Raw genomic sequence first — 20,911 nt, 5'->3', positions numbered from 1 at the left:
CTTATTTCAAAATGTCCTAGAGTGTAATTTGCATATTGACTTCCTTGAGGATGTGCTAACTTATTCTGTATAAGAACAAAATGAAGTATTAATTTTACAATTTTATCATAGCATTAAGCGATTTGGGCATATTCTAGTTTCTATCACTTGTAGTTTCTATCTTTAATAGATACGCCAAATAGTGGATGTCTTCATGAATCTAAATAGTGAATTTTCTGATTTTCAATTGATCCAGCTTGTTAAAACTGGAGATCATAGTGCATTTTCGGAAATTTACAATAGATATTGGGGAATTCTTTTTGCCCACTGCCTTAAGATGCTTAGGAATGAAGCCGAAGCACAGGATGTTGTGCAGGATCTTTTTATGAGCTTCTGGGCAAAATCAGCTGAGCTCGATCTTAAAATCAATCTGCTGGGTTATTTATATGTTACCGCTAGGCATAAGGTATTGAACACCATACGCAAACGGAAAACTAGCGACAGGTTTATTGATGGATTGGAGGCTTATGTACTTATGCATAGCGATTCTATCATTGATCAGATTAATGAGAAAGAACTGGCTGTCGCAATAGAAACTGAGATTAAAAATCTTCCTGAAAAGATGAGAGTCGTTTTTGAATATAGCCGGAAAGAATACCTTTCTCATCGTGAAATTGCTGACCAGCTAGGCATATCGGATAAAACAGTTAAAAAGCAGGTTGCCAATGCTATTCGGATACTCCGTTTAAAACTCACCGTTCCGGCCGCATTAATTACTATACTCGACTGGTACCTTCAAAAATAATTTTTCTCTTCTTCTACTCCCTTGTGCTTTGGCAGGTGTCTTTAAGGTATTAGGATCAAAACTCTCATGGATAAACAAAACGTAGAAGAACTTATAGACCGATACTTAACGGGAAATTGTACTCCGAAAGAAAAAGCGCTTGTAGAGCGTTTTTATATGGGAGAGGTTTTAATACGTGAACTTCCTGACTGTGGTGCTGATCCAATGCTTGCCAAAGATGCAATGTGGGAGAGCATCTCGGAGGCTGCACAATTTGGTCATGCTTTTAATCCCAACAAGAGATTAAGATTTTACAAAACGATAGCTGCAGCAGCATTAATAATTATAGTGGGGCTTGCATTTTATTTTTATCCTAAAAATACTATTAATAGGAATCAACTGGTGAAACAGAAGCAGCGCATCGATATCAATCCGGGTGGAAACAAGGCGATACTAACCTTGGGGAATGGGCAGCAGATTGTATTAAATGAAGCTTCGGCTGGGGTACTTGCAAATCAGGCGGGAGTAGTGATTAAAAAAACGAAGGATGGTCAATTGGTGTACAGTATTGGCCGAGATTATATTTTAGGTGATGATTTATCTTTTAATACTATTTCTACCCCAAGGGGAGGACAATATCAGGTAATCTTGCCTGATGGAACGAACATTTGGCTAAATGCCGCAACAACAGTAAGTTTTCCTGCCCGTTTTACTGGTAAGGAAAGAAACGTGAACTTAACCGGTGAGGCCTATTTTGAGGTAGCAAAAAACAAAAAAATGCCATTCAGGGTAAGCAGTGACAAACAAATTATTGAGGTGCTAGGAACTCATTTTAACATCAATAATTATGCGGATGAAAACGGTGTCAAAACAACTTTATTGGAAGGATCAGTTAGGATAACTCAAAAGAAACGTGGCAATAGGTCTGTTAGTTCTAGTCATATAGTGTTAAAGCCAGGAGAACAATCTAATGTGGAGTCGGATTTAAAAGTAAAGAAGGTAGATCTTCAGGAGGTCATGGCCTGGAAAAACAACAGATTTACTTTTAATAGTCAGCCGCTGGAAGCAATTATGCGTCAGGTATCTAGGTGGTACAATGTTGATGTGGAATATAAGGGGAACATTTCAGCGAAAGTATTTACCGGTACAGTCTCCCGCTATGCCAATGTTTCACAGGTCTTGAAGATGCTTGAATTAACAAATCTGGTTCATTTTAAAATTGAAGAAAGGAGAATAATAGTTATGCCATAAGATAACTTACCATCAAATGAACCTTAAAATACCGGAAGCGCTGATAACACTTCCGATAAAGTAGGGGTTTCCATATTGATCATTGCGACTAAACAAAATCAAATAATATCGAATCGTTCAAATTCCATAAGGAATAAACGGTTCATGAAAAACTAACCTAACCAAATGTATGAAATTTTATGCTTTATTGAGGTATAAGCTAATTATGCTCACGAATCAGCAATTGCATCCGGGAATTACTCGGGTGTTATTTAACCGGGAACTGACAAAGAAAATAATAATGTTTGCCAAATTAACCTTTTTTTTATTGATCACCTTGTTTCTTCAAATGGGGATTGCTGCCAATGCGCAGAGAATCACGCTGTCTGCAAAGAACAAGGGCCTAAAGGAGGTCTTTAAACAAATTGGAAAACAAAGTGGATACCAGTTCCTGTATGGGGATGATGTACTTTCGGGAACCCGTCATATAAATGTTATGGCGAATAATGCTTCATTGGAAGAAGTACTTAGACAATGTTTTGTAGGACAACCAATTACTTATACCATCGTAGACAAGACGGTGATAATTAAGCCGGCTATTCCTATCAGAACTACTTATATGATGGCAGCTGGTTTTTTGAGAGGAAAGGTAAGTGAAGGTAAGACCGGGTTGCCTATGGCGGGGGTAACCATTAAACTAGAGGGTGAAGGAGCTAACCTGACCAAAACATCGAATGAGATTGGTACTTATACTTTTGCTAATCTGAAACCCGGCACCTATAAAATTACCTGGCATTACATAGGCTACACCACACAATCAAAAGACATTACGATTGCGGATGGGCAAAATCCTGATCTGAACGTTAACCTTCAGGAAGAGGTAGCACAATTGGGTGAGCTCGTTGTGGTTGGTTTTGGCACCCAAAAGAAAGCCGATCTTACTGGCGCAGTCGGGGTGGTGAATGTAGAAAAAGCACTCACCTCAAGACCGGTTACCAATGTCCAGGAATTACTTGCAGGAACAGTTCCAGGACTGAATATTTCAAAGGGTTCCGGAGCAGTAGGTTCAGGTGCCAGTTTAAATATCCGTGGAACATCTACCATTGGGGGGAGTTCTGGCGTACTGGTACTGATTGATGGATTTCCAGGTAATATCTATACCTTAAATCCTAACGATATTGAAAGCATTTCTGTACTTAAGGATGCCGCATCAGCCTCAATTTATGGCTCCAGAGCGGCTAATGGTGTTTTATTGGTCACTACAAAAAAAGGAAATAAAACCGGCAAGGCTATCGTAGAAGTGAACAGCAGCATAGGTGTGCAACAGCCTCAATTTATGCTTGACTTTGTTGGCGCTGCAGATTATATGAAGTTATGGGATCAGGCACTTGTAAATGACGGTAAGCAAGCACTTTATGGAGCTAAAGGATTTGAGGATCTCGCCGCCGGGAAATATGCGGATAATAAATGGTATAAAGAGATCTATAAAAAAAATACCTTGATAAACAACAACAGTCTTGCAATTTCCGGCGGAACTGAAAATGTTACTTATCGGATATCTGGTTCTTACGATTATCAGGATGGAACGTTGCCCCAGAATAACTACAATAAATATACCTTTCGACCTGATGTAAATATCAAAATTTCCGATAAGCTTAAACTCGCTACTAATCTGCAATATACTCAAACATATATTATGCAGCCTCAAGGTGGAACCGATGCCTGGCAGTCAGAGGCGGCTCGCGCTGCACCTATTAGTCCAATCTATACTACAAAAGGCCAATATGGTGTCGGGTCTTCTATGGTTGGTAATACCATAGCTGGCTTAAATAAAGGTGGATACAATTATGCCAAGTATAAAGAACTGTTTGGTGTAGCGGATTTGATTTATACACCGATACAGAATTTAAATATTAAAGGTTCTTATGCGAGGACTTCGACAGATCAGCGTACCACTGACAGATTACTTGCGTATAACCTTTATGATGACAATGGAGAGATCGCAGCTAAGAAAAATATTGTAACAGGATTGACTGAGAGTTTTTCGAGCAATTACAGAAATGTTTTTCAGGCAACAGCTGATTATGCTTATAATTTAAAAAAGCATGCCTTTAAAGCTTTAGCAGGTTATTCACAGGAATATGTTTACAACAATAGCTTTAATGCATACCGTGATAATCTGCCTTTTGGAAATATAGATGTTTTAAATACAGGATCATCTACCAACATGCAGAATTCCGGTACTGCTTCTGATGTGGCCATCAGGTCCTATTTCGGAAGACTAAATTATGACTACGACGGGAAATACCTCTTACAGGCAAATATCCGAGCCGATGGTTCTTCACGTTTTGCTCAGGGACACAAATGGGGTTACTTTCCATCATTCTCGGCAGGCTGGAACATTCACAAAGAGTCATTTTTTGACATCTCATGGGTGAGCAGCTTAAAGCTTCGCGGATCATGGGGCATTCTGGGAGATGCGGAGAAAGTTGGCTTATACCCAACTGCCGAAGTATTAACCTATAACCCTATTGTTTATGGGTTTAATGGGGTGACCGTCCCAGGGGCGTACAATGGCGTGTCTGTAAACAGAGGTATCAGTTGGGAAGAGTCTAAGCAGACAGATTTTGGTGTGGACATTACCTTATTGGGACAGAGGATAGCGATTAGTGTGGATTACTTCATAAATAAAAGAGATAATATTTTAAATAATCCACCGGTTAGTGCAGAATTCGGTTTACCTGCACCATTCAGTAATTTATTGAAAATGAATAGTAAAGGTTGGGAATTCTTGGTGAACTATAAGGATAATTCAGGTGATTTCGATTGGGGGATTGATTTTAATACTTCTTTTTCTAAAAATAAGGTCACTGATCTTGCTGGTAAAGGCCCGCAAATTGGGGATACTTACACCGATGTAGGTCTGCAATATCAATTGCCCTACGGTCTAAAAGCTATTGGCCTGTTTCAAAGTGCCGAAGAAATTACAAACAGCCCAAATCAGGGACCCAATGTATTTCCAGGAAACATCAAATATCAGGATACGAATAATGACAAGGTTATTGATGGTAAAGATAGGGTGATCTTAAATGATAAGGTAGTAATGAGATTTGGTTCCAATCTCAATTTTGGATGGAAGAACTTTGATATTTCTGCAAATCTAACCGGCGCGCTGAATGGAATGAGGTATATGAATGGTTATGAAGGATGGGCTTTTTTTCTTTCCCAAAACGCGCGTCCCCTTGCATTGGATAATTGGATACCAGATAATCCAAACGCTACTTATCCGAGATTGTCGATTCAAAATACTTCTAATGATACTAAGTATTCGAGCTATTGGCTGAGAAAAGCGAATTATATAAAAATACAGAATATACAGCTTGGTTATCAATTGCCGCAATCTGCACTGAGCAGATTAAAACTCAACTCACTTAGACTTTTTGCATCTGTTCAAAACCTGGCAACCATTACAAACTATACCGGTTTTGATCCGGAAGGAGGGTATTATCCACTTTCCAGAACGCTATCATTTGGCTTAAACCTTAAATTCTAAAAAGATGAAAAGAAATTATATTTACCTATTACTTGCTGTGATTTTCATTACCAGCAGTTGCAAAAAAGATTTTTTAGATACCTCCCCGCTTGACCAATCTTCTGAAGCAATTTATTGGAAGACAGCAGACGATGCGCAAGCTGGTTTGAATGCCGTGTACGCTACCTTACCCGACAGTCGTGATTTCTGGCGGGATTGCAGTAGCGATAATTCAGTTATGACTAATGCTTGGGGAGAAGGTGGAATGGGCTATATCAGTATGGGTACTTATTCTGCAACCGATGGTTACATCGCTGAGGAATGGCGTTATGATCACATCCGCAGAGCATTATACTTTATTGATAAGTTAAGTGCGATGAGCATTGATGCCAATATTAAAAAGAGATTTGATGCTGAAGCCAGGTTTGTTTTGGCCATGAGGTATTTCCGTATGGTCCAATTGTTCGGGGACTTGCCATTAATTAAAGAAAAACCCATTACGCTGGAGGAATCAAATTTATCGCGCAGTCCTAAGCAGGACGTTCTGGATTATGCCTTAGAAAACGTAGAGACTGCCATTGCAGGTTTGCCTGCAACGTATGGGGCAGCAGCAGACAAAGGGCGTATTACTAAGGCAGCGGCTTTGATGTTAAGGGCGAATATTTATTTGTATATGGCCAGTATGAAAAAGTTTCATGATGGGCAAAATGACGTAGCTTTATGGACGGAGGCAGCCAAATCTGCGAATGAGGTAACCACAATGGGCTATGACCTTGAAAATGAGTATTCTACGTTATTCAAAAAAGAAGCTAATAACAATAATAGAGAGGTGATATTAGCTTATCAGTATGTTCAGGATAAATTTACCCAGTTCCTCGCCGTTTTGGCTTCTCCTACCGGAACAGGTATAACAGGTGCGGGATGGGCAAGTTTCTGTCCTACCAGGGATCTGGTTGATTCTTATGAATGTGCGGATGGTAAATCCATTAAAACATCAGCTATCTATGATGTGAATAAGCCTTATGAAAATAGGGATGGTCGGTTAAAAATGACTTTCATGCTTCCTGGTGTTCCTGTATTGAGACCGAATGGAACGTTTACGCCTTATCAACCACATCCGTCTTACAATATGCCCGAACGAATGAACAATGAAGGGGGTGGTTTAACAGGTTATATGTACTTAAAGTTTAATGATTTAACCAATCCTAAACCTGGAGAGAACTGGGCCAATTGGCCAATCTATCGTTATTCTGAAACATTGTTAGTGCTTGCAGAAGCTTTGAATGAGTCAGATCCTGGTAATACCAGGATTACGTGGGCAATGAATAAAGTAAGGACAAGAGCCGGACTTCCAGGCATTGATGTCTTACTAGGCGACCAGGTTAAAATGCGCGAAGCGATCCGCGAAGAACGCCGCCACGAGTTTGTTGCTGAGCACAAAAGATATTTTGATTTGCTGAGATGGAAAACAGCGGAACTGGTACTGAGTAAACCTGCCTATGGCATTAACAGTAATGTCGCCGATCCTGTTGGTGACTGGACAAAACCCATGTTTAAGGCCCAGGACAGAGTGTTTAATGCAAATAAGAATTACATATGGCCAGTTCCTCAATCTATCATCGATAGAAATAAGAATCTGTTGCCTCAAAATAAAGGTTGGTAGAATGGTAGCACAGGGCAGTCCTATGGAGTTAAACTAAAATAAAGAATTTTAATATGCAGAATAAATCATCAAACAGAAGAGATTTTATTAAAAAAGCCGGTCTGCTTACGGCTAGTCTGGCAGCGGTACAGTTCCCGGTATGGGGTAAAAGTATATTTGCATTAGATTATCCTCTTCACAACATACCCGAAAGTAAGGACTTAGATCCACAATGGGTCAAATCACTTTACAACCGGGGCGAAGAGACGACTTATTTTAAAAGTAAAAATGAATTTAAATATATTGGGATGCCTGTGGGTGGCCTTCACGCCGGAACCGTATATGTTGGTGGCGATGGACGACTCTGGTTATGGCAAATCTATAATGAAACATTTGAAGGTGCACAAGAGGGGATAGAACCTAAAACTGTGAACTGGAATGATGGAACAGAAGTAAGAAAGATTCGTTCCAGAGATGGCTCTGCTTACATTGAACCGGCTATTGCCAACAACAAACGAGTATTAGAACAAGGTTTTGCCGTAAAAGCCGTTTTGAATGGCAAAACCTTTATTAAAGAATTAAGTGAAGAGCATTGGGATGAGATCGAATTTAAACCAGCCTACCCAATAGCTACCATAAAATACAGCAGTAAAGATTTTCCTGTTGCGGTATACCTAAAGGTGTATTCTCCATTTATTCCTTTAGATGCACAGAATTCGGCTTTGCCTGTAACCATTTTACGATTAGAAATAAAGAATACCACCAACAGTAATATAAATGTTTCTGTATTGGGGTGGATGGAAAACGGAGTTAACAAGTTAAGCGGAAAGCTAAATACCGGAAAAAGGAAAAATGAGGTTGTAACAGCTCAAAACTCAAGCAGCATCCTATCTTCGTTTGAAGCTGTTACCGATGATTTAAAAAATGCACAAGACAGCGGCACTATGTGTTTCATCCTCCATAAGGCAAAAGGTAAAACACATGCTGCTATTGAGCCCTGGCCGATTACGGACAAGCATTTTAATGCTGTGGTCACCAGTTCAGCATCCGCAGATGCCCCTGCAAAACTGGTCGGTGGAATTGAAGTTACTGCAGACCTTAACCCTGGAAAATCAGTTACTGCCGATTATTCAATCAGCTGGCACTTCAATAATGCAAATGTTAACCTCAAGAAAATAGTTAAGGATGCAGAACATGGGTTTCATTATGCCACCCGATTTAAAGATGCCGGAGCTGTGGGTGCATACCTGCAGTCAAATTTTGAAAAGCTAACAAAAACAACAGAGTTGTGGAGTTCAACATGGAATGACGCTACACTTCCACACTGGTTTCTGGAGCGAACCTTCATTAATATTGATACACTGGCGACAGCAAATACTTATCGTTTTGCTGATGGCAGATTCTGGAGCTGGGAAGGAGTGGGCGCTTGTGCCGGAACCTGTACGCATGTATGGCAATATGCACAAGCGGTAGCCAGAATATTTCCCGAACTGGAGCGTGACCTGAGACATCGTGTAGATTTAGGTATTGGGTTTAAGGAAGATAGTGGTGCCATTATATTCCGTGCAGAAAACGAAAGCAGACCGGCAATTGACGGACAAGCAGGTACTGTTCTTAGGTTTTACCGTGAACATCAAATGAGTGGCGACGATACTTTTCTGCAAACCAACTGGCCCAAAATCAAAAAGGCAACTCAGTTCATGCTGGATCAGGATAAGAATGGCGACGGTATGACGGATACACCAATGGAGAACACCTTGGATGCGGTATGGGAAGGTGAAATTGCGTGGATTGTTGGTCTTTGTATTGCTGCAGCGAGAGCAGGCCAGGCCATGGCAGAGGAAATGAACGATACTGCATTTGCCAAAACCTGTCAAACCTATGTAACCAATGGTCGTAAGAACATGGAACAGGAACTTTTTAATGGCGAATACTTTATCCATCGGCCAGATAAGGTTCAGGGACGTAAGAAACTGGGCTCTTATAATACCTGTCATATTGATCAGGTATACGGTCAAAGCTGGGCATTTCAGGTAGGACTGCCACGGGTGTTGAGTAAACATAAAGCTGTCGCCGCACTAAAAGCCTTGTGGAAATATAACTTTACTACCGATGTTGGGCCATACATCAAAACCCATGTGGGTGGCAGGCCATATGCCTTGCCAGGAGAAGGTGGAATGGTAATGAACACCAATCCGTATAACGAAGCTAAACCATTTGGAGAGAATGTAACCTGGCAACTGGGATACTTTCACGAATGCATGAGTGGGTTTGAGCATCAGGTTGCAGCACACCTCATGGCCGAAGGCATGGTTGAGGAAAGTTTGATCCTTACCCGATTTATTCATGATAGGTATCATGCGGCTAAAAGAAACCCATTTAACGAGATTGAGTGCAGCGATCATTATGCAAGGGCAATGGCAAGTTATGGAACCTTTATTAACGCGTGTGGATTTGAATACCATGGTCCCAAAGGCTATATCAAATTTTCTCCGGCCTGGAATGCAGAGAACTTTAAAGCGCCTTTTACTTCAGCTAATGGATGGGGCAGTTACACACAGAAAAAAACAGGAGCTAAACAGCTTCACACCATAAATTTAAAATATGGTGAATTGCAGTTACAGGAATTGGCATTTAACAAAATAGGTCCAGGTAGTATAAAATCTGTTTCAGTAATGCTGGGCGCTCAAAATATTCCTGTTCAATTCTTACAGAACGGTCCCGAATTGCGGATTACCAGCAATAAGAAGATCAGCGTTAAAACAAATGAGCATTTAGATATTACTTTTTCATAAATAGATAAGTAGCATGAGAAAATTAAAGGATATGTATAAGAAACTGTTGACAGTTTTACTGTTTATTGCTTCAGTAGCCTTGTTTGGTTGCCAGGAACCTACAAGCAAAACGAATGGAGCCACTCTGTATAAAGATCAGAACTGGAAAGAAAAACTTAATCAGAAATTGCAAATGCTCGGCCACAGGAATTGGATTCTTGTTGTTGATAAAGCCTTCCCAGAGCAAAATGCTCCGGGAATGGAATACATTTATGTTAATGAAGGTCTATTGCCTGTGTTAAAGCAGGTACTTACGCAAATCAATTTGTCTAGTCATGTTAAACCCATTATCTATCAGGATAAGGAGTTAGGTTTTATTACAGAAAATCAGGCTAAGGGGGTTAAACAGTTTGTCAAGGAATCAAAAATGATCTTTGGCCATCAAACTGTTCAAACGATGCTTCACGATTCAGTATTCAGGAAACTGGATACGGAGTCGAAATTGTTCAAAGTTCTGGTCATTAAAACAAATGAGACCATTCCCTACACTTCGGTCTTTTTACAGTTGGATTGTGCTTACTGGAATGGCGATAAAGAAAAGCAATTGAGGGATGCAATGAATGTCCAATAATTATGATGTCTAAAGTTGGTTACACTCATTGCCAGAAAACGCTTTTATAGGAATTGGAAGCATTTGGCCTCTGTGACAAAAGAACAGAATTTCCAAAAAAAATAGGACTTATAATTTCGGTGACCCAGATGGATTCATGTGTTTACATCATTTTCAAATTATCATCAACTCGACAGCAAGGACTGCGGTCCTACTTGTCTTAAAATTATAGCTAAAAATTACGTGAGGAATTACTTGAGAAGGAATCAATTTTTATGATTTAAGTGAAGCACACTTAAATTCTTTGTGCGCAGTCAGCATTTTAAGTGTACACTTAAGGATTTATGTGCACACTTACCAGTTTAGGTGTTCAGTTAACTCATTTTAGGTGTAAAACCTTCTTTTTTTTAATATCAGTATTGTAGGTTCGTTTCAGCAATCAACCAATGCTGCTTCTAATCATGCTACTAAATACTACTACATTTCCCTATTTCAGGACTACAAAGAAGAGCCTCAGTGGTTCATTACTAGTTGCCTCTGCTATGTCTCGGCTTCGTGTCTGCTTCGGGTCTGCTTCGTGTCTGCTTCGGCTCGGCCCGAAGGAAACAGCCATAAAACACATAGCAAAGCGGTATCCGAAAAGCTTCCGTACCAACCACATATCAACCAGAACGTTTCATCAAAAGACAAAGTTGGAAAGGTCTAAAATTAAATTACCGGAATGCCGGATCAATTAGGTTGCCTATATGAGTTGTATTGTGGTTTAGTTGTAGTCGCCACAAGTAGGTTGCACACAGATTCTGTGTTGAATTCCAAATAATTTTTAAATTTGTTTAATTAAAAGCGGCTTTATGTTATCCTGATTAGGACAGTTCATTTTCTTAATCGCGGCTCTAACTATTTGGTCCGCAAGAGAGCAAGAAATACTCGGTGCATAGATTGGCTCTTATCTGGAAATGTTTTTAATTGTAAAATTAGTTTGAATTTGCACCAAAACTTCGGAATATCTTCAATGTTTATCACTTAATTTATGACAAGGAGTTTTGGATTTGAATTAATATTAGGGTAAACCAAAAATAGTAACTACATTCAGCCAACACGAACTTTTTTATTGATAGAATTTTACAAAACGTTAGGTTTGGCCATTAATGAACGCATAGTTTTCTTGACTGGGGTTTAAACTTAAAAGTGTTAGCAATGTTAATTTTAGTTAAACCAACATAACATGGACAGAAAAGATTTTTTAAACAGCATGGGCATGAGTGCCGGGGCATTTGCACTTATAAACTGCATAGGTTGTAAGAAAAGTGATAACTCACCTTCTCCCGATACCAAAGACTCTACGGGCCTTAACTTCACGCTTGATTTAAGCTTAGCAGCCAATGCAGCTTTGCTAACTAACGGTGGTTCGTTGGTTTCTAATGGAGTAATTGTTGCGAGGACTAAAACAGGTAACTACATCGCTGTTCAGCGTTCTTGTACGCACGAAAGCTATACACTGACCTATCAATCCGTCGATAGCAGGTTTTATTGTCCGAACCATGGCTCAACCTTCTCTGAGGGCGGCACGGTAACCAATGGTCCCGCATCGCGGTCGCTTACTGTGTACAATACAAGCCTAACAGGCACTTCACTTAGAATTTATTCTTAACAAAACGAAAATACTATTTATCATCCTGATTAGTATTCTTTTCGCTCTAACTCTAACAAAGGAAAAACGGCGCTTTATAAACCCCATACCTAGAAACATGACTGAATATTCCAGACAAAACGTAGGATAAATTTATTTTGACATCACCTAGGGCAATCCCAGCTTTAAGCCAAGTATTGCCAAGCCAATTTGTTTGAGCTAACAAAGTTTTCATAACGATGATAAAATAGGCGGTAAAGAGGAGGAAGGGTTCTTAGGAAGTAGCCGTCTGGCTGAGTTGCTCGCTTTGCTTCCGAAGCTTATGGTTTTTCGTTGACAATAATTGTGGGACAGAAAAATGATGCTAAGCAAAATTATTTATTCTCAAAGTTTATGACCTATATTCATACTAGAATTAAGACTTCTGTCACGCTATTATCTCTATGCTTATCCTCGTTGTTTACCAAGGCCTTACCTGTAAGAGATACCACAATAACCGTCCAGATAGATTTGAAAAGGAAGGCTCAGGTTATTGATAATTTTGGTTCTTCAGGTTGCTGGTTCTCAGAAGGAATAGGTAAATATTGGCCTAAGGAAAAAAGAGAGAAAATTGCTGAATTACTTTTTAGTAAGAAATTGGACGCCGCGGGCCAACCTCAGGGAATTGGCTTATCTGCCTGGCGATTCAATATAGGTGCTGGCACGATGGAGCAGGGCGATAGCAGCGGCATCAAAGATTTTAGAAAAAGATCTGATTCGTTTTTGAATGCTGATGGTACTTACGACTGGAATAAACAGGCAGGCCATCGTTTTTTTTTAAAAAAGGCTAAAGACTATGGCGTAGAAAACCTAATCGCTTTTTCAAATTCACCTCCGGTTCAGTTTACAAAGAATGGGTTAGGATTTAAGACGGAAAGGGATTATAGATCAAATCTTCGTGAGGATTCCTATTTAGCATATGCAAATTTTTTAAGCACCGTGATAAAGCATTTTGATCAGCAGGGTCTGCATTTCAAGTATGTGAGTCCTGTTAATGAGCCTCAATGGGATTGGTCTAGAAAATATATGAAGGCTGATCAGGAGGGAAGTCCTTGGAGAAATGAAGAGATTTATAATGTTGTGAAGGCCTTAAATTCAACTTTGAAGGACAGAAAACTAAGTAGTAAAATTTTGGTCTCAGAAGCCGGAGCTTTAAATTATTTGTATGGAGGTTCTGGCGGGTCTTCAAGGCAAATTCAAAACTTCTTCGATCCTAAGAGTAAAATGTACATTGGTGAATTTGCTCATGTCCCAAGGATCATTGCCGGGCACAGCTACTTTACAGAATCAAACGACCATATTTTGGTGGAAACCAGGAAACAATTGGCAGATACAGTTAAGGCGTTCGGCCTAGCTTATTGGCAATCGGAATATTCAATGTTGGCAGATGGTTTCAAGGATGGCCAGAAAGGGCCGAGAACAACTATGGATTGCGCCTTGTTTTTATCTAAGGTTATTCACAACGATCTAGCTATAGGTAATGCTACTGCATGGCAGTTCTGGAATGCTTATGAACCTGGGCCTGCTAATTTTAACACAAGGTATTATTTGATCGCCCTTCAGCCCGAAGCAGATTTTAAAAACGGGAATTTTAGTGTTACTAAAAATCTATGGGCGCTTGGGCATTATAGTAGGTTTATCCGACCCGGAATGATTAGAATTTTTACTGAATCAGAGGGTGACAAGACTTCCAATAGGGTTAAAAACTTAATGGTGTCTTCCTACTTAGACAGGGACAATAAATTAGTGTTAGTTGCTATTAATTATGGACCAGCCGGGATAGACCTGCAATTGAAGCTAAAAAATGCAAAGAAAAAATACAGTAGATTGTCCAGATACCTGACCACAGCTGACGAGGATATAAATATGAAGCCCGAGTTCTTAAAAGAGTTGAAAAATGTGATATCACTACCTGCTCGTTCCATCTCTACAATAGTGATGGAGTAGTGATATTAAAAACTCAATTACAAAACTTCAGCAAGGATTGCTAACTTACATGCCTGCCGTTACAATATAACATTGAATTCGATATATTAATGCCAAAACCTGCTTTACCAACTATTGAAAATCCACCTGTAAAAAAAGAGAGCTTTTGGTTTGGCCTAATTGGAAGTCCGGCAGCGTTTTCGTTGGAAAGTCGAATCTTTCATTCTATCAGTGTTAGTTTAGTTTTTCTGAGTTGGTTCTACACGCTGTATAACTTATATGCCGGGCTATATGTAGGTTCGCTTTCTGGTTTTCTATTCAGCTTATTGTTTTTACACCAATATTACCAATCCAGGTATCGGGCAAGAGCTCACAACAACATCGTCTTCGGTCTGGCGGGTTTACTTATTTTTGGTCTCAATTACTTCAGCAACTCTGGTATAGACGGCTCGACTGATTTGATTTGGCCCACCTATCTGTTACTTGTCTTTGCAATTACGCCATATCGTCAGCACCTGTTGTGGCTGGCGATTTATCTGCTAACCTTTTTCATATTACACCTTGTAGAGTTTTACTATCCCTCTTTAGTACAACATCCTTTTGAAGCAGGAAAAGGGCAGTTCATCGACCGCGTCACTGCTTTTCCAATTCCAGCCATTTCAATTTACATCATCATTAAATTTCTTAGAAAGAGTTACGATAAGGAGCGTAATGCTGCGGATGAGAGGGCCGTGGCATTGGAACAGAGCAGCATTGAAAAAAACCGCATGATGTCTATTATTTCGCATGATCTTCGTAGCCCGTTAATGAATGTTCAAGGATATCTTCAATTACTTAATGGAAATGATTTGGAAGAATCAGAAAGGATTATGATGCAAAAGGCTCTGCTAACATCAACAAACAACGCCATGGAAATGCTCTCCAATTTGCTTCATTGGTCTAAATCTCAAATGGAAGGCGCTAACGTTTATCTTTTAGAGTTGAATCTGGCAGATTCTTTATTTAGTACCATAGAAATGGAGCAGGCAAATGCATTGAAAAAAGGTATTTCACTTGCCTGCAATATTCCAAGAGAAATTGTCATTGTTGCTGATCTTGATATGCTACAAATAGTGGTACGTAACCTAATTAATAACGCAGTTAAATTCACAGCAGAAGGCGGAGTGATCACCATAGATGCTGCAAAAGTGAAGGATGAATGTAAAATCACTATTGCCGACAATGGAAATGGAATTTCTGAAGAAAAGCAGGGAATAATTTTTTCTATGAATGCTGAGCCTTCGTTAGGAACTAATAACGAAAGAGGCGTCGGTTTAGGTTTAGTATTATGCAAGGAGTTTATAGAACGCCAGAAGGGAAGAATAAGCTTTGAGAGTCAGCAAGGAAAGGGTTCAAATTTCTTCGTTTTTTTACCTTTAAAATCCTAATCTACATCAACACGGAAATTTCTTCCACCAAATTTGGAAAGATTATAATTGAGATTCAACGTGAAAACCCGGGTCTGTTGCCTATTCCTACTGTCTATAATAGTGTTTCCTGATACCGTTCTTGAAAGGTTGTTACCCTGCCCAAGAATATCATTGGCATTGATGCTCAACCTCAGCGATTTTGACTTTAAAAAACCTTTTTCCAGGCCTCCACTTAAAATAAAGGGATTTGCATTAGGAAGAGAATAACCGTAGTTCATTCTTTTGCTACCATAGAAGTTAATATAATAAGATTTCCTGATCGTTATTCGACCAGAAAACTTAAGGTTGACATTGGTAACATCTTGAATCGATTGTGCTCCAGTACCATCATTATGATTTGTATTATAATTTATCCCACCATTAAGGTTTAGCGCTTTGAGTTGAAGTCGGCTATCTAAAGATCCTCCAAAGGTTTTTGTTCTAAAAAACGCTGGCGCCCCAATCTGGCCGATTCCGATAGGTTGATATTCTGAATATCTGTATAAGTTATTTGCATTGTTATTACTATTTACTGAATAGTTAACTTCAGCGTTAACCGACATTTTATTGTACGTGAGGTTACTGCCCAATCTTTGAGAAAAATTCAGACCCTTTCCGAAAGCTTTTTGATTATTGAAAATTATTGCTCTGTTTGAGAACCCCACGGAACCTGAATAGTGAATTGCGCTTTTGTTTTTTGAAATGGGGATATGGAGGTTATAATTGCTGTTAACCTGATAGTTCCCATTCACATTTTCGTATCGGGTAATCTGCTTAAAACTGTTCAGCGTATCCGGTATTAATGTCACGTTTTCTACGATCTCTCTTTGTACTGCAGATCCGTCAATGCTTACTTGCAAAGATCTGCCTGTTTTAATGTGGGAATAATTGAAGTTTGCATTCAGATTATGACTGAATGAAGGTTTCAAGTCAGGATTGCCAACCACTATGTTTTGCAGGCTCTGGGCATTACGAATAGGTTGTATCTGATTAATCGTTGGGTTTCTATTTGAGCCTTGATAGTTCATGGAAATCATCTTGCCCTCGCTAAGTGTTTTACTGAAGTTTAATGTTGGAGCGTAGTTAAACGTATTATTGTATGTAGTCTGCTTTAATTTCAGATCGCGATTAGAAAGTATATTTGGACTGGCATTTAAACCAAAATTATATCTCTTTTGCTTTGAACTGTAATTATAATTTAAACTTGCTACTTGATTTAATGAGGTGCTATTGAAGGAAGTACTTAGGGAGTCGACAAAAAAAACTTTGCCACTGGTATTATTGAACGCAAATGTAGATACTAGATTTCTAGATTTTGATGCTGAGGCATTGTAGCCAATATTTATGCTCTGTTTAGCCAACGTATCTTTAAGTTTCTTCAACCCAATACTGTAACTGAAACTAATAAGAAAATTCTCTTGGCCATTCCTGCTATTTAGTTCCCTGTTTAGTAATGAATCTTTTTGCAGGATGCCGGTCCTTTTGTCATAGTAAAGAGTATTCGTTCTAATATTCTGGTCGCTGTTTTTTTTAGAGGTCGAGAATGAAAATCTACCAGAGAAAGAGTTGTTTGAGTTTATCAGTTTTTTAGAGAAGTTCATTCCTGTGTTTATGTTGGGGGAAATACTGCGAGCGCTGTTGCTGTTCGTTAAATCCTGAAGAATAACTCCAGACTGGCGGTTAGATGATAGGTTTTGGTTAGTGGAATTGTTATAATTGGCATTTAGGAATCCATTAAAAAAGATCTTTTTATTGTTGAAGTTTATGTCTGAGTTAAGACCGTGGTTGTTACCACCGTTACCTCCCTGGTTTTGAGAATTATTGATGAAATTTCCCTCTGGATTTACTGACTCAATAACTTGTTCGTTGGAGAATGCATTGCTATTGTTGTTAAAATTATAGCCGACTCCAGCCCTCATATTTTCGCCAATCTTATTGTTGTGATTCAATCCCAAACTTATAAATCTATTGGTTCCAACTCCATTGTTTGATGTATTGGCATTAATATTTGCTGAGCTTTGCTTTGCCCCATCCCATAGGTTGAACTGCGCTCCACTTCCAATCATTTCATTTGTACCGGCATTTCCCGACATCCCTCCAAATCCCCCCTTATTCATGTCTGCTTTGGTGACGATATTTAGCATCTTCTTTGGCTCGCCTATCTTAATGCCAGTGAAATTTGCTTCGTCACCAAAATCATCGATCACCTGGATCTTAGAAACTATTCCAGCAGGTAGTTTTCCAATAAATTCCTTTATGTCGCTTGTAAAAAAATCTTCGCCATTCACCCGAAGCTTGACCATCTCTTTACCCATAGTTTTTACTCCATATTGATCATCTACATCCATTCCCGGAAACTGCTTGATCAAATCCGCAACATTATCACCTTCATTCACCCTAAAGGCCGCAGCGTTGTATTCAACTGTATCCTGCATGAACCTCACTGGGTTGGGCTTCGCGTTTATAACTACCTCATCCAGCATTTGATTAGAGGGCTTCAAAATCAACTCATTTAACTTTTTGTGTTTTTCTTTTTCAGTGAAGGAATATTGGGCTTTGAAAGTCATGTAGCCGATGTGAGAGATCTCCAACCTGAAGTTTTCTGGGTTAATTCTTGAAAAGCTAAAATTACCGTGCTCGTCTGTTTGAGTGGTAACTGTATCTTTTAATAGGATAATCATTACTTTGGAATTGGATATTGCCTTATTCGTCGAATCGGTTACTGAGCCGGATACCTTGTGCTTAGCTTGCCCGAAAACTTGTAGCATACAGCAAAATATGATTAAGAGAGTGAGTGCGCTAATCTTTTTCAACGTTAGGTGTTTATATACAAACTTAAATCTTTATTTTTACTCATGCCAGCCTTGTCTCACTTCTTATTGGCGCCTCTGTAAAATGATAATTATCTTGCTAATTTAACCGGGAACCTGGGCAAAGATGCGACTTAACATCTCGTAAAGTTCAGGATGCATCTTCTGAAACTTTTTAGGCTTTTCGAAAAAGTATTCCGAAGCGACTGCAAGAAATTCTGCTTCGCTAGTTATGGCGTAGGGATTAATGTCCGAATGCCCAGCTTCAATGGCATTCATTTCTTTGTGCATCATTTTTAGCCATGGAGTAGCGTATTGATGTGGTAAGAGATTTTCTGGAATACCATCAGTAGCACCATCAGATTTATCTAGTAAGTGCACAAATTCATGTATCGCGGTATTTTCCTTTCCCGAAGTGCTGGAAAAACCTCTGAGTAAAGCGAGTCTTGATAATAGCATCTGGCCATTCATGAATCCGGAACCTACCATGCCCAGTATATTTCGACTCTCACCTTCAAATTGGAAGTCAGTGTTAAAAGTATCAGGATAAAGAACGATGTTACTTAAGTTTTTATATTTCCAGTCTGGAAAGCCAAATATTGGAATGACAGCACTTGAGGCAATCAGCATCCGATCAAGGTCGGTAATTTCTGTGCCAACACCTTCAATGCGTATTTCTTCCAGGAAAGCAATAACCAAGCGCATAAATCTAGATTTACCAACGGTATCAAGGTTTTGATAAAATAGAACTTCACGATTTAAAATCTTAGCATAATCTATTACAGTATTTGAGGACTTATCTATTGAATTTTTTCTTTTGCCCAAAAGAAGGCAGCCTGCTATGATCATGATTGCTATACTAATGAAGAGTATTGTCATAGTTATGGGCGTTAAAAATCTATATCGGACAACGAAAAGGTTGTCGTAATGTTTGTTAGCAATGTATACAATTTCTATTTTAATAAATATTTTTGTACCGAGAGATTATACAAACGATTAAATATTCTGGAAGAATACCTGGATATTTTCTACCTGTTCCCTTTTTGAGATGGCGTAAATAAGCAATTTATCTGCTGAAAATTTAAGTTTATATTTACATCATTGAAAAGAGGTTTTATTAAATCGTTCCTATTGTTGACCACAACCTTTTTTGCAGGCCATTCTTTAGGCTACGCTCAATCATTCATGCCAAGGAGCACTGATTCGGCGAAAAATGATACGATTGCGACCCAATACGATATTGCCGATTTGTTTACAGAGATCTTTCATCCCAATAAAACTGTCGATCCAAATCGAAAGTCTTCAGGCATTATTATCATTCCTAATGTGGCTTATAACCCAAGTATTGGTGCACAAATTGGTATTAAAGCTATTGTTGGCAAAATTCTTGGAGATGAACCAAATACGTTAATGTCTGTCGCTGCTTCAGCCTCCATCACCACGAAGGGCATCTTATATTTTTACCTTAACCACAATATTTACACGCCAGCTAACACTTACAATTTACAAGGTAGTTTAATTGCTGCTAAGACTGTAACACCTGATTTCGGGTTGGGAATAGGGAAAGCAGGAAACGGAAGCGCCGCAGATTTAGCGCTAAGTAATCCTGATCGAAAGGGCTACGTTCTTCATGCAGAGTATTAGAGTTTTAAAGAGAAAATTTACAAGCAAGTTTATGAAAATCTCTTTGTTGGCGCGGGAGCTTCTTTTGATATTCTAATGGTTTGTTATTTAACTTTCAGTATACCACCAGAGACAATCAGAACAGAGCTTATAAGGGAATCTATGCAGATGCTGGTATTCGTATCAATCAAACGTGGTTGGATAGTTCGAAAAATGCGGTCCAGATTATCACTGATTTTAGGAAGTACTGGAGTTTATCATCCGGAAATCCTAAACATGTTATTGCTTTTTGGAACTGGGGTTCTTACCTGTTGAGTGGCGTTCTGCCTTATCTGGAATTAACAGGAACAGGAAAAGATGCCTACTTCCGGAGTGGCAGAGGATATACAGTGGGATATTTTAAAGCGCCACAATATTTTTATTCAGAACTTGAACATCGTTTTCCAATTACTCGAAATAACTTTTTAAGCGGTGTCACCTTTTTTAATATTCAGACTGCTAATGACATGCAGGGCACTAAACTGTTCGAAAGGTGGCAACCTGGCGGGGGAGCAGGCTTAAGGGTGCTTTTTAATAAAGAAACGCGAACTAACTTATGCCTGGATTACGCTTTTGGTAAATATGGCGCCAGAGGTTTCTTTTTAGGTATTACTGAGGTATTTTAGAATTGCTAGGTCAAAGAATCAATGTCTGCAACGCTTTTTTTCGTGTATCCGTCCTTGATTGCAAGTAGATCAAAAGCTACATAAGTGACCATGCCATAATCTGCAGTTTTTCATCAGTGGGCACCTTTGAGCCAATATCGTTTACATAATTGGTAAAAGTAGATAAGATATAGGATTTGTAAAATGCTAATTTGCCAGAATAAAATATAAATAAACCTG

13 protein-coding genes are annotated in these 20,911 nt (G+C 39.1%); 11 read left to right on the top strand and 2 right to left on the bottom strand.

Annotated elements, in window-relative coordinates; translation table 11 throughout:
* Positions 1 to 193 precede the first annotated feature (193 nt).
* The 9 genes from ACHFIZ_RS06180 (at position 194) to ACHFIZ_RS06140 (ending at position 15,573) form a co-directional block, all read left to right on the top strand.
* Entirely contained in the window at positions 194 to 784 is a 591-nt protein-coding gene (locus tag ACHFIZ_RS06180) for an RNA polymerase sigma factor (protein WP_410883916.1), read from the top strand.
* Positions 785 to 850: 66 nt separating this feature from the next.
* Complete coding sequence (locus ACHFIZ_RS06175) at positions 851 to 2,014, top strand: FecR family protein (protein ID WP_410883915.1); 1,164 nt, start codon at positions 851 to 853, stop codon at positions 2,012 to 2,014.
* A 169-nt stretch (positions 2,015 to 2,183) separates the two neighbouring features.
* Complete coding sequence (locus ACHFIZ_RS06170; protein WP_410883913.1) at positions 2,184 to 5,546, top strand: TonB-dependent receptor; 3,363 nt, start codon at positions 2,184 to 2,186, stop codon at positions 5,544 to 5,546.
* A gap of 4 nt (positions 5,547 to 5,550) precedes the next feature.
* On the top strand, positions 5,551 to 7,188 hold the full coding sequence (locus tag ACHFIZ_RS06165) for a RagB/SusD family nutrient uptake outer membrane protein (protein ID WP_410883911.1): 1,638 nt from the start codon (positions 5,551 to 5,553) through the stop codon (positions 7,186 to 7,188).
* Between the two features lie 53 nt (positions 7,189 to 7,241).
* Complete coding sequence (locus tag ACHFIZ_RS06160) at positions 7,242 to 9,962, top strand: GH116 family glycosyl-hydrolase (RefSeq protein ID WP_410883909.1); 2,721 nt, start codon at positions 7,242 to 7,244, stop codon at positions 9,960 to 9,962.
* Positions 9,963 to 9,975: 13 nt separating this feature from the next.
* On the top strand, positions 9,976 to 10,572 hold the full coding sequence (locus tag ACHFIZ_RS06155; RefSeq protein ID WP_410883907.1) for an RbsD/FucU domain-containing protein: 597 nt from the start codon (positions 9,976 to 9,978) through the stop codon (positions 10,570 to 10,572).
* A gap of 1,204 nt (positions 10,573 to 11,776) precedes the next feature.
* Positions 11,777 to 12,202 (top strand): ubiquinol-cytochrome c reductase iron-sulfur subunit, encoded by a 426-nt coding sequence (locus tag ACHFIZ_RS06150; protein WP_410883905.1) that lies wholly within the window; start codon positions 11,777 to 11,779, stop codon positions 12,200 to 12,202.
* A gap of 372 nt (positions 12,203 to 12,574) precedes the next feature.
* A complete protein-coding gene (locus ACHFIZ_RS06145) occupies positions 12,575 to 14,167 on the top strand; it encodes a glycoside hydrolase (protein WP_410883903.1) in 1,593 nt (530 codons plus the stop codon).
* Between the two features lie 89 nt (positions 14,168 to 14,256).
* Positions 14,257 to 15,573 (top strand): sensor histidine kinase, encoded by a 1,317-nt coding sequence (locus ACHFIZ_RS06140; RefSeq protein ID WP_410883901.1) that lies wholly within the window; start codon positions 14,257 to 14,259, stop codon positions 15,571 to 15,573.
* Here the strand turns inward: ACHFIZ_RS06140 and ACHFIZ_RS06135 are convergent.
* Both ACHFIZ_RS06135 and ACHFIZ_RS06130 read right to left on the bottom strand, forming a co-directional pair.
* On the bottom strand, positions 15,570 to 18,362 hold the full coding sequence (locus tag ACHFIZ_RS06135; protein ID WP_410883899.1) for a TonB-dependent receptor: 2,793 nt from the start codon (positions 18,360 to 18,362) through the stop codon (positions 15,570 to 15,572). The two genes, ACHFIZ_RS06140 and ACHFIZ_RS06135, sit on opposite strands and share 4 nt — an antisense overlap.
* Positions 18,363 to 18,509: 147 nt before the next feature.
* On the bottom strand, positions 18,510 to 19,283 hold the full coding sequence (locus tag ACHFIZ_RS06130; RefSeq protein WP_410883897.1) for a zinc-dependent peptidase: 774 nt from the start codon (positions 19,281 to 19,283) through the stop codon (positions 18,510 to 18,512).
* A 222-nt stretch (positions 19,284 to 19,505) separates the two neighbouring features.
* Here ACHFIZ_RS06130 and ACHFIZ_RS06125 point away from each other — a divergent pair, with 222 nt between their 5' ends.
* Entirely contained in the window at positions 19,506 to 20,048 is a 543-nt protein-coding gene (locus ACHFIZ_RS06125) for a hypothetical protein (protein ID WP_410883895.1), read from the top strand.
* 80 nt (positions 20,049 to 20,128) lie between these two features.
* Positions 20,129 to 20,692: a hypothetical protein gene (locus ACHFIZ_RS06120; RefSeq protein ID WP_410883894.1), complete on the top strand. Its 564-nt coding sequence runs from the start codon at positions 20,129 to 20,131 to the stop codon at positions 20,690 to 20,692.
* Positions 20,693 to 20,911: the final 219 nt, after the last annotated feature.

The sequence above is a fragment of the Pedobacter sp. JCM 36344 genome (assembly GCF_046546555.1).
Taxonomy (GTDB): Bacteria; Bacteroidota; Bacteroidia; order Sphingobacteriales; family Sphingobacteriaceae; genus Pedobacter.
Note: the sequence above shows the minus strand (reverse complement) of the source record. Positions and strands in the feature narration are given on the sequence as shown.

What these genes read in the sequence shown, in the direction of transcription:
- ACHFIZ_RS06165 (WP_410883911.1), top strand. Translation starts at nt 5,551, where the DNA reads ATGAAAAGAAATTATATTTACCTATTACTTGCTGTGATTTTCATTACC.
- ACHFIZ_RS06130 (WP_410883897.1), bottom strand. Translation starts at nt 19,283, where the DNA reads ATGACAATACTCTTCATTAGTATAGCAATCATGATCATAGCAGGCTGC.
- ACHFIZ_RS06160 (WP_410883909.1), top strand. Translation starts at nt 7,242, where the DNA reads ATGCAGAATAAATCATCAAACAGAAGAGATTTTATTAAAAAAGCCGGT.
- ACHFIZ_RS06175 (WP_410883915.1), top strand. Translation starts at nt 851, where the DNA reads ATGGATAAACAAAACGTAGAAGAACTTATAGACCGATACTTAACGGGA.
- ACHFIZ_RS06140 (WP_410883901.1), top strand. Translation starts at nt 14,257, where the DNA reads ATGCCAAAACCTGCTTTACCAACTATTGAAAATCCACCTGTAAAAAAA.
- ACHFIZ_RS06145 (WP_410883903.1), top strand. Translation starts at nt 12,575, where the DNA reads ATGACCTATATTCATACTAGAATTAAGACTTCTGTCACGCTATTATCT.
- ACHFIZ_RS06150 (WP_410883905.1), top strand. Translation starts at nt 11,777, where the DNA reads ATGGACAGAAAAGATTTTTTAAACAGCATGGGCATGAGTGCCGGGGCA.
- ACHFIZ_RS06135 (WP_410883899.1), bottom strand. Translation starts at nt 18,362, where the DNA reads ATGCTACAAGTTTTCGGGCAAGCTAAGCACAAGGTATCCGGCTCAGTA.
- ACHFIZ_RS06180 (WP_410883916.1), top strand. Translation starts at nt 194, where the DNA reads ATGAATCTAAATAGTGAATTTTCTGATTTTCAATTGATCCAGCTTGTT.
- ACHFIZ_RS06155 (WP_410883907.1), top strand. Translation starts at nt 9,976, where the DNA reads ATGAGAAAATTAAAGGATATGTATAAGAAACTGTTGACAGTTTTACTG.
- ACHFIZ_RS06170 (WP_410883913.1), top strand. Translation starts at nt 2,184, where the DNA reads ATGAAATTTTATGCTTTATTGAGGTATAAGCTAATTATGCTCACGAAT.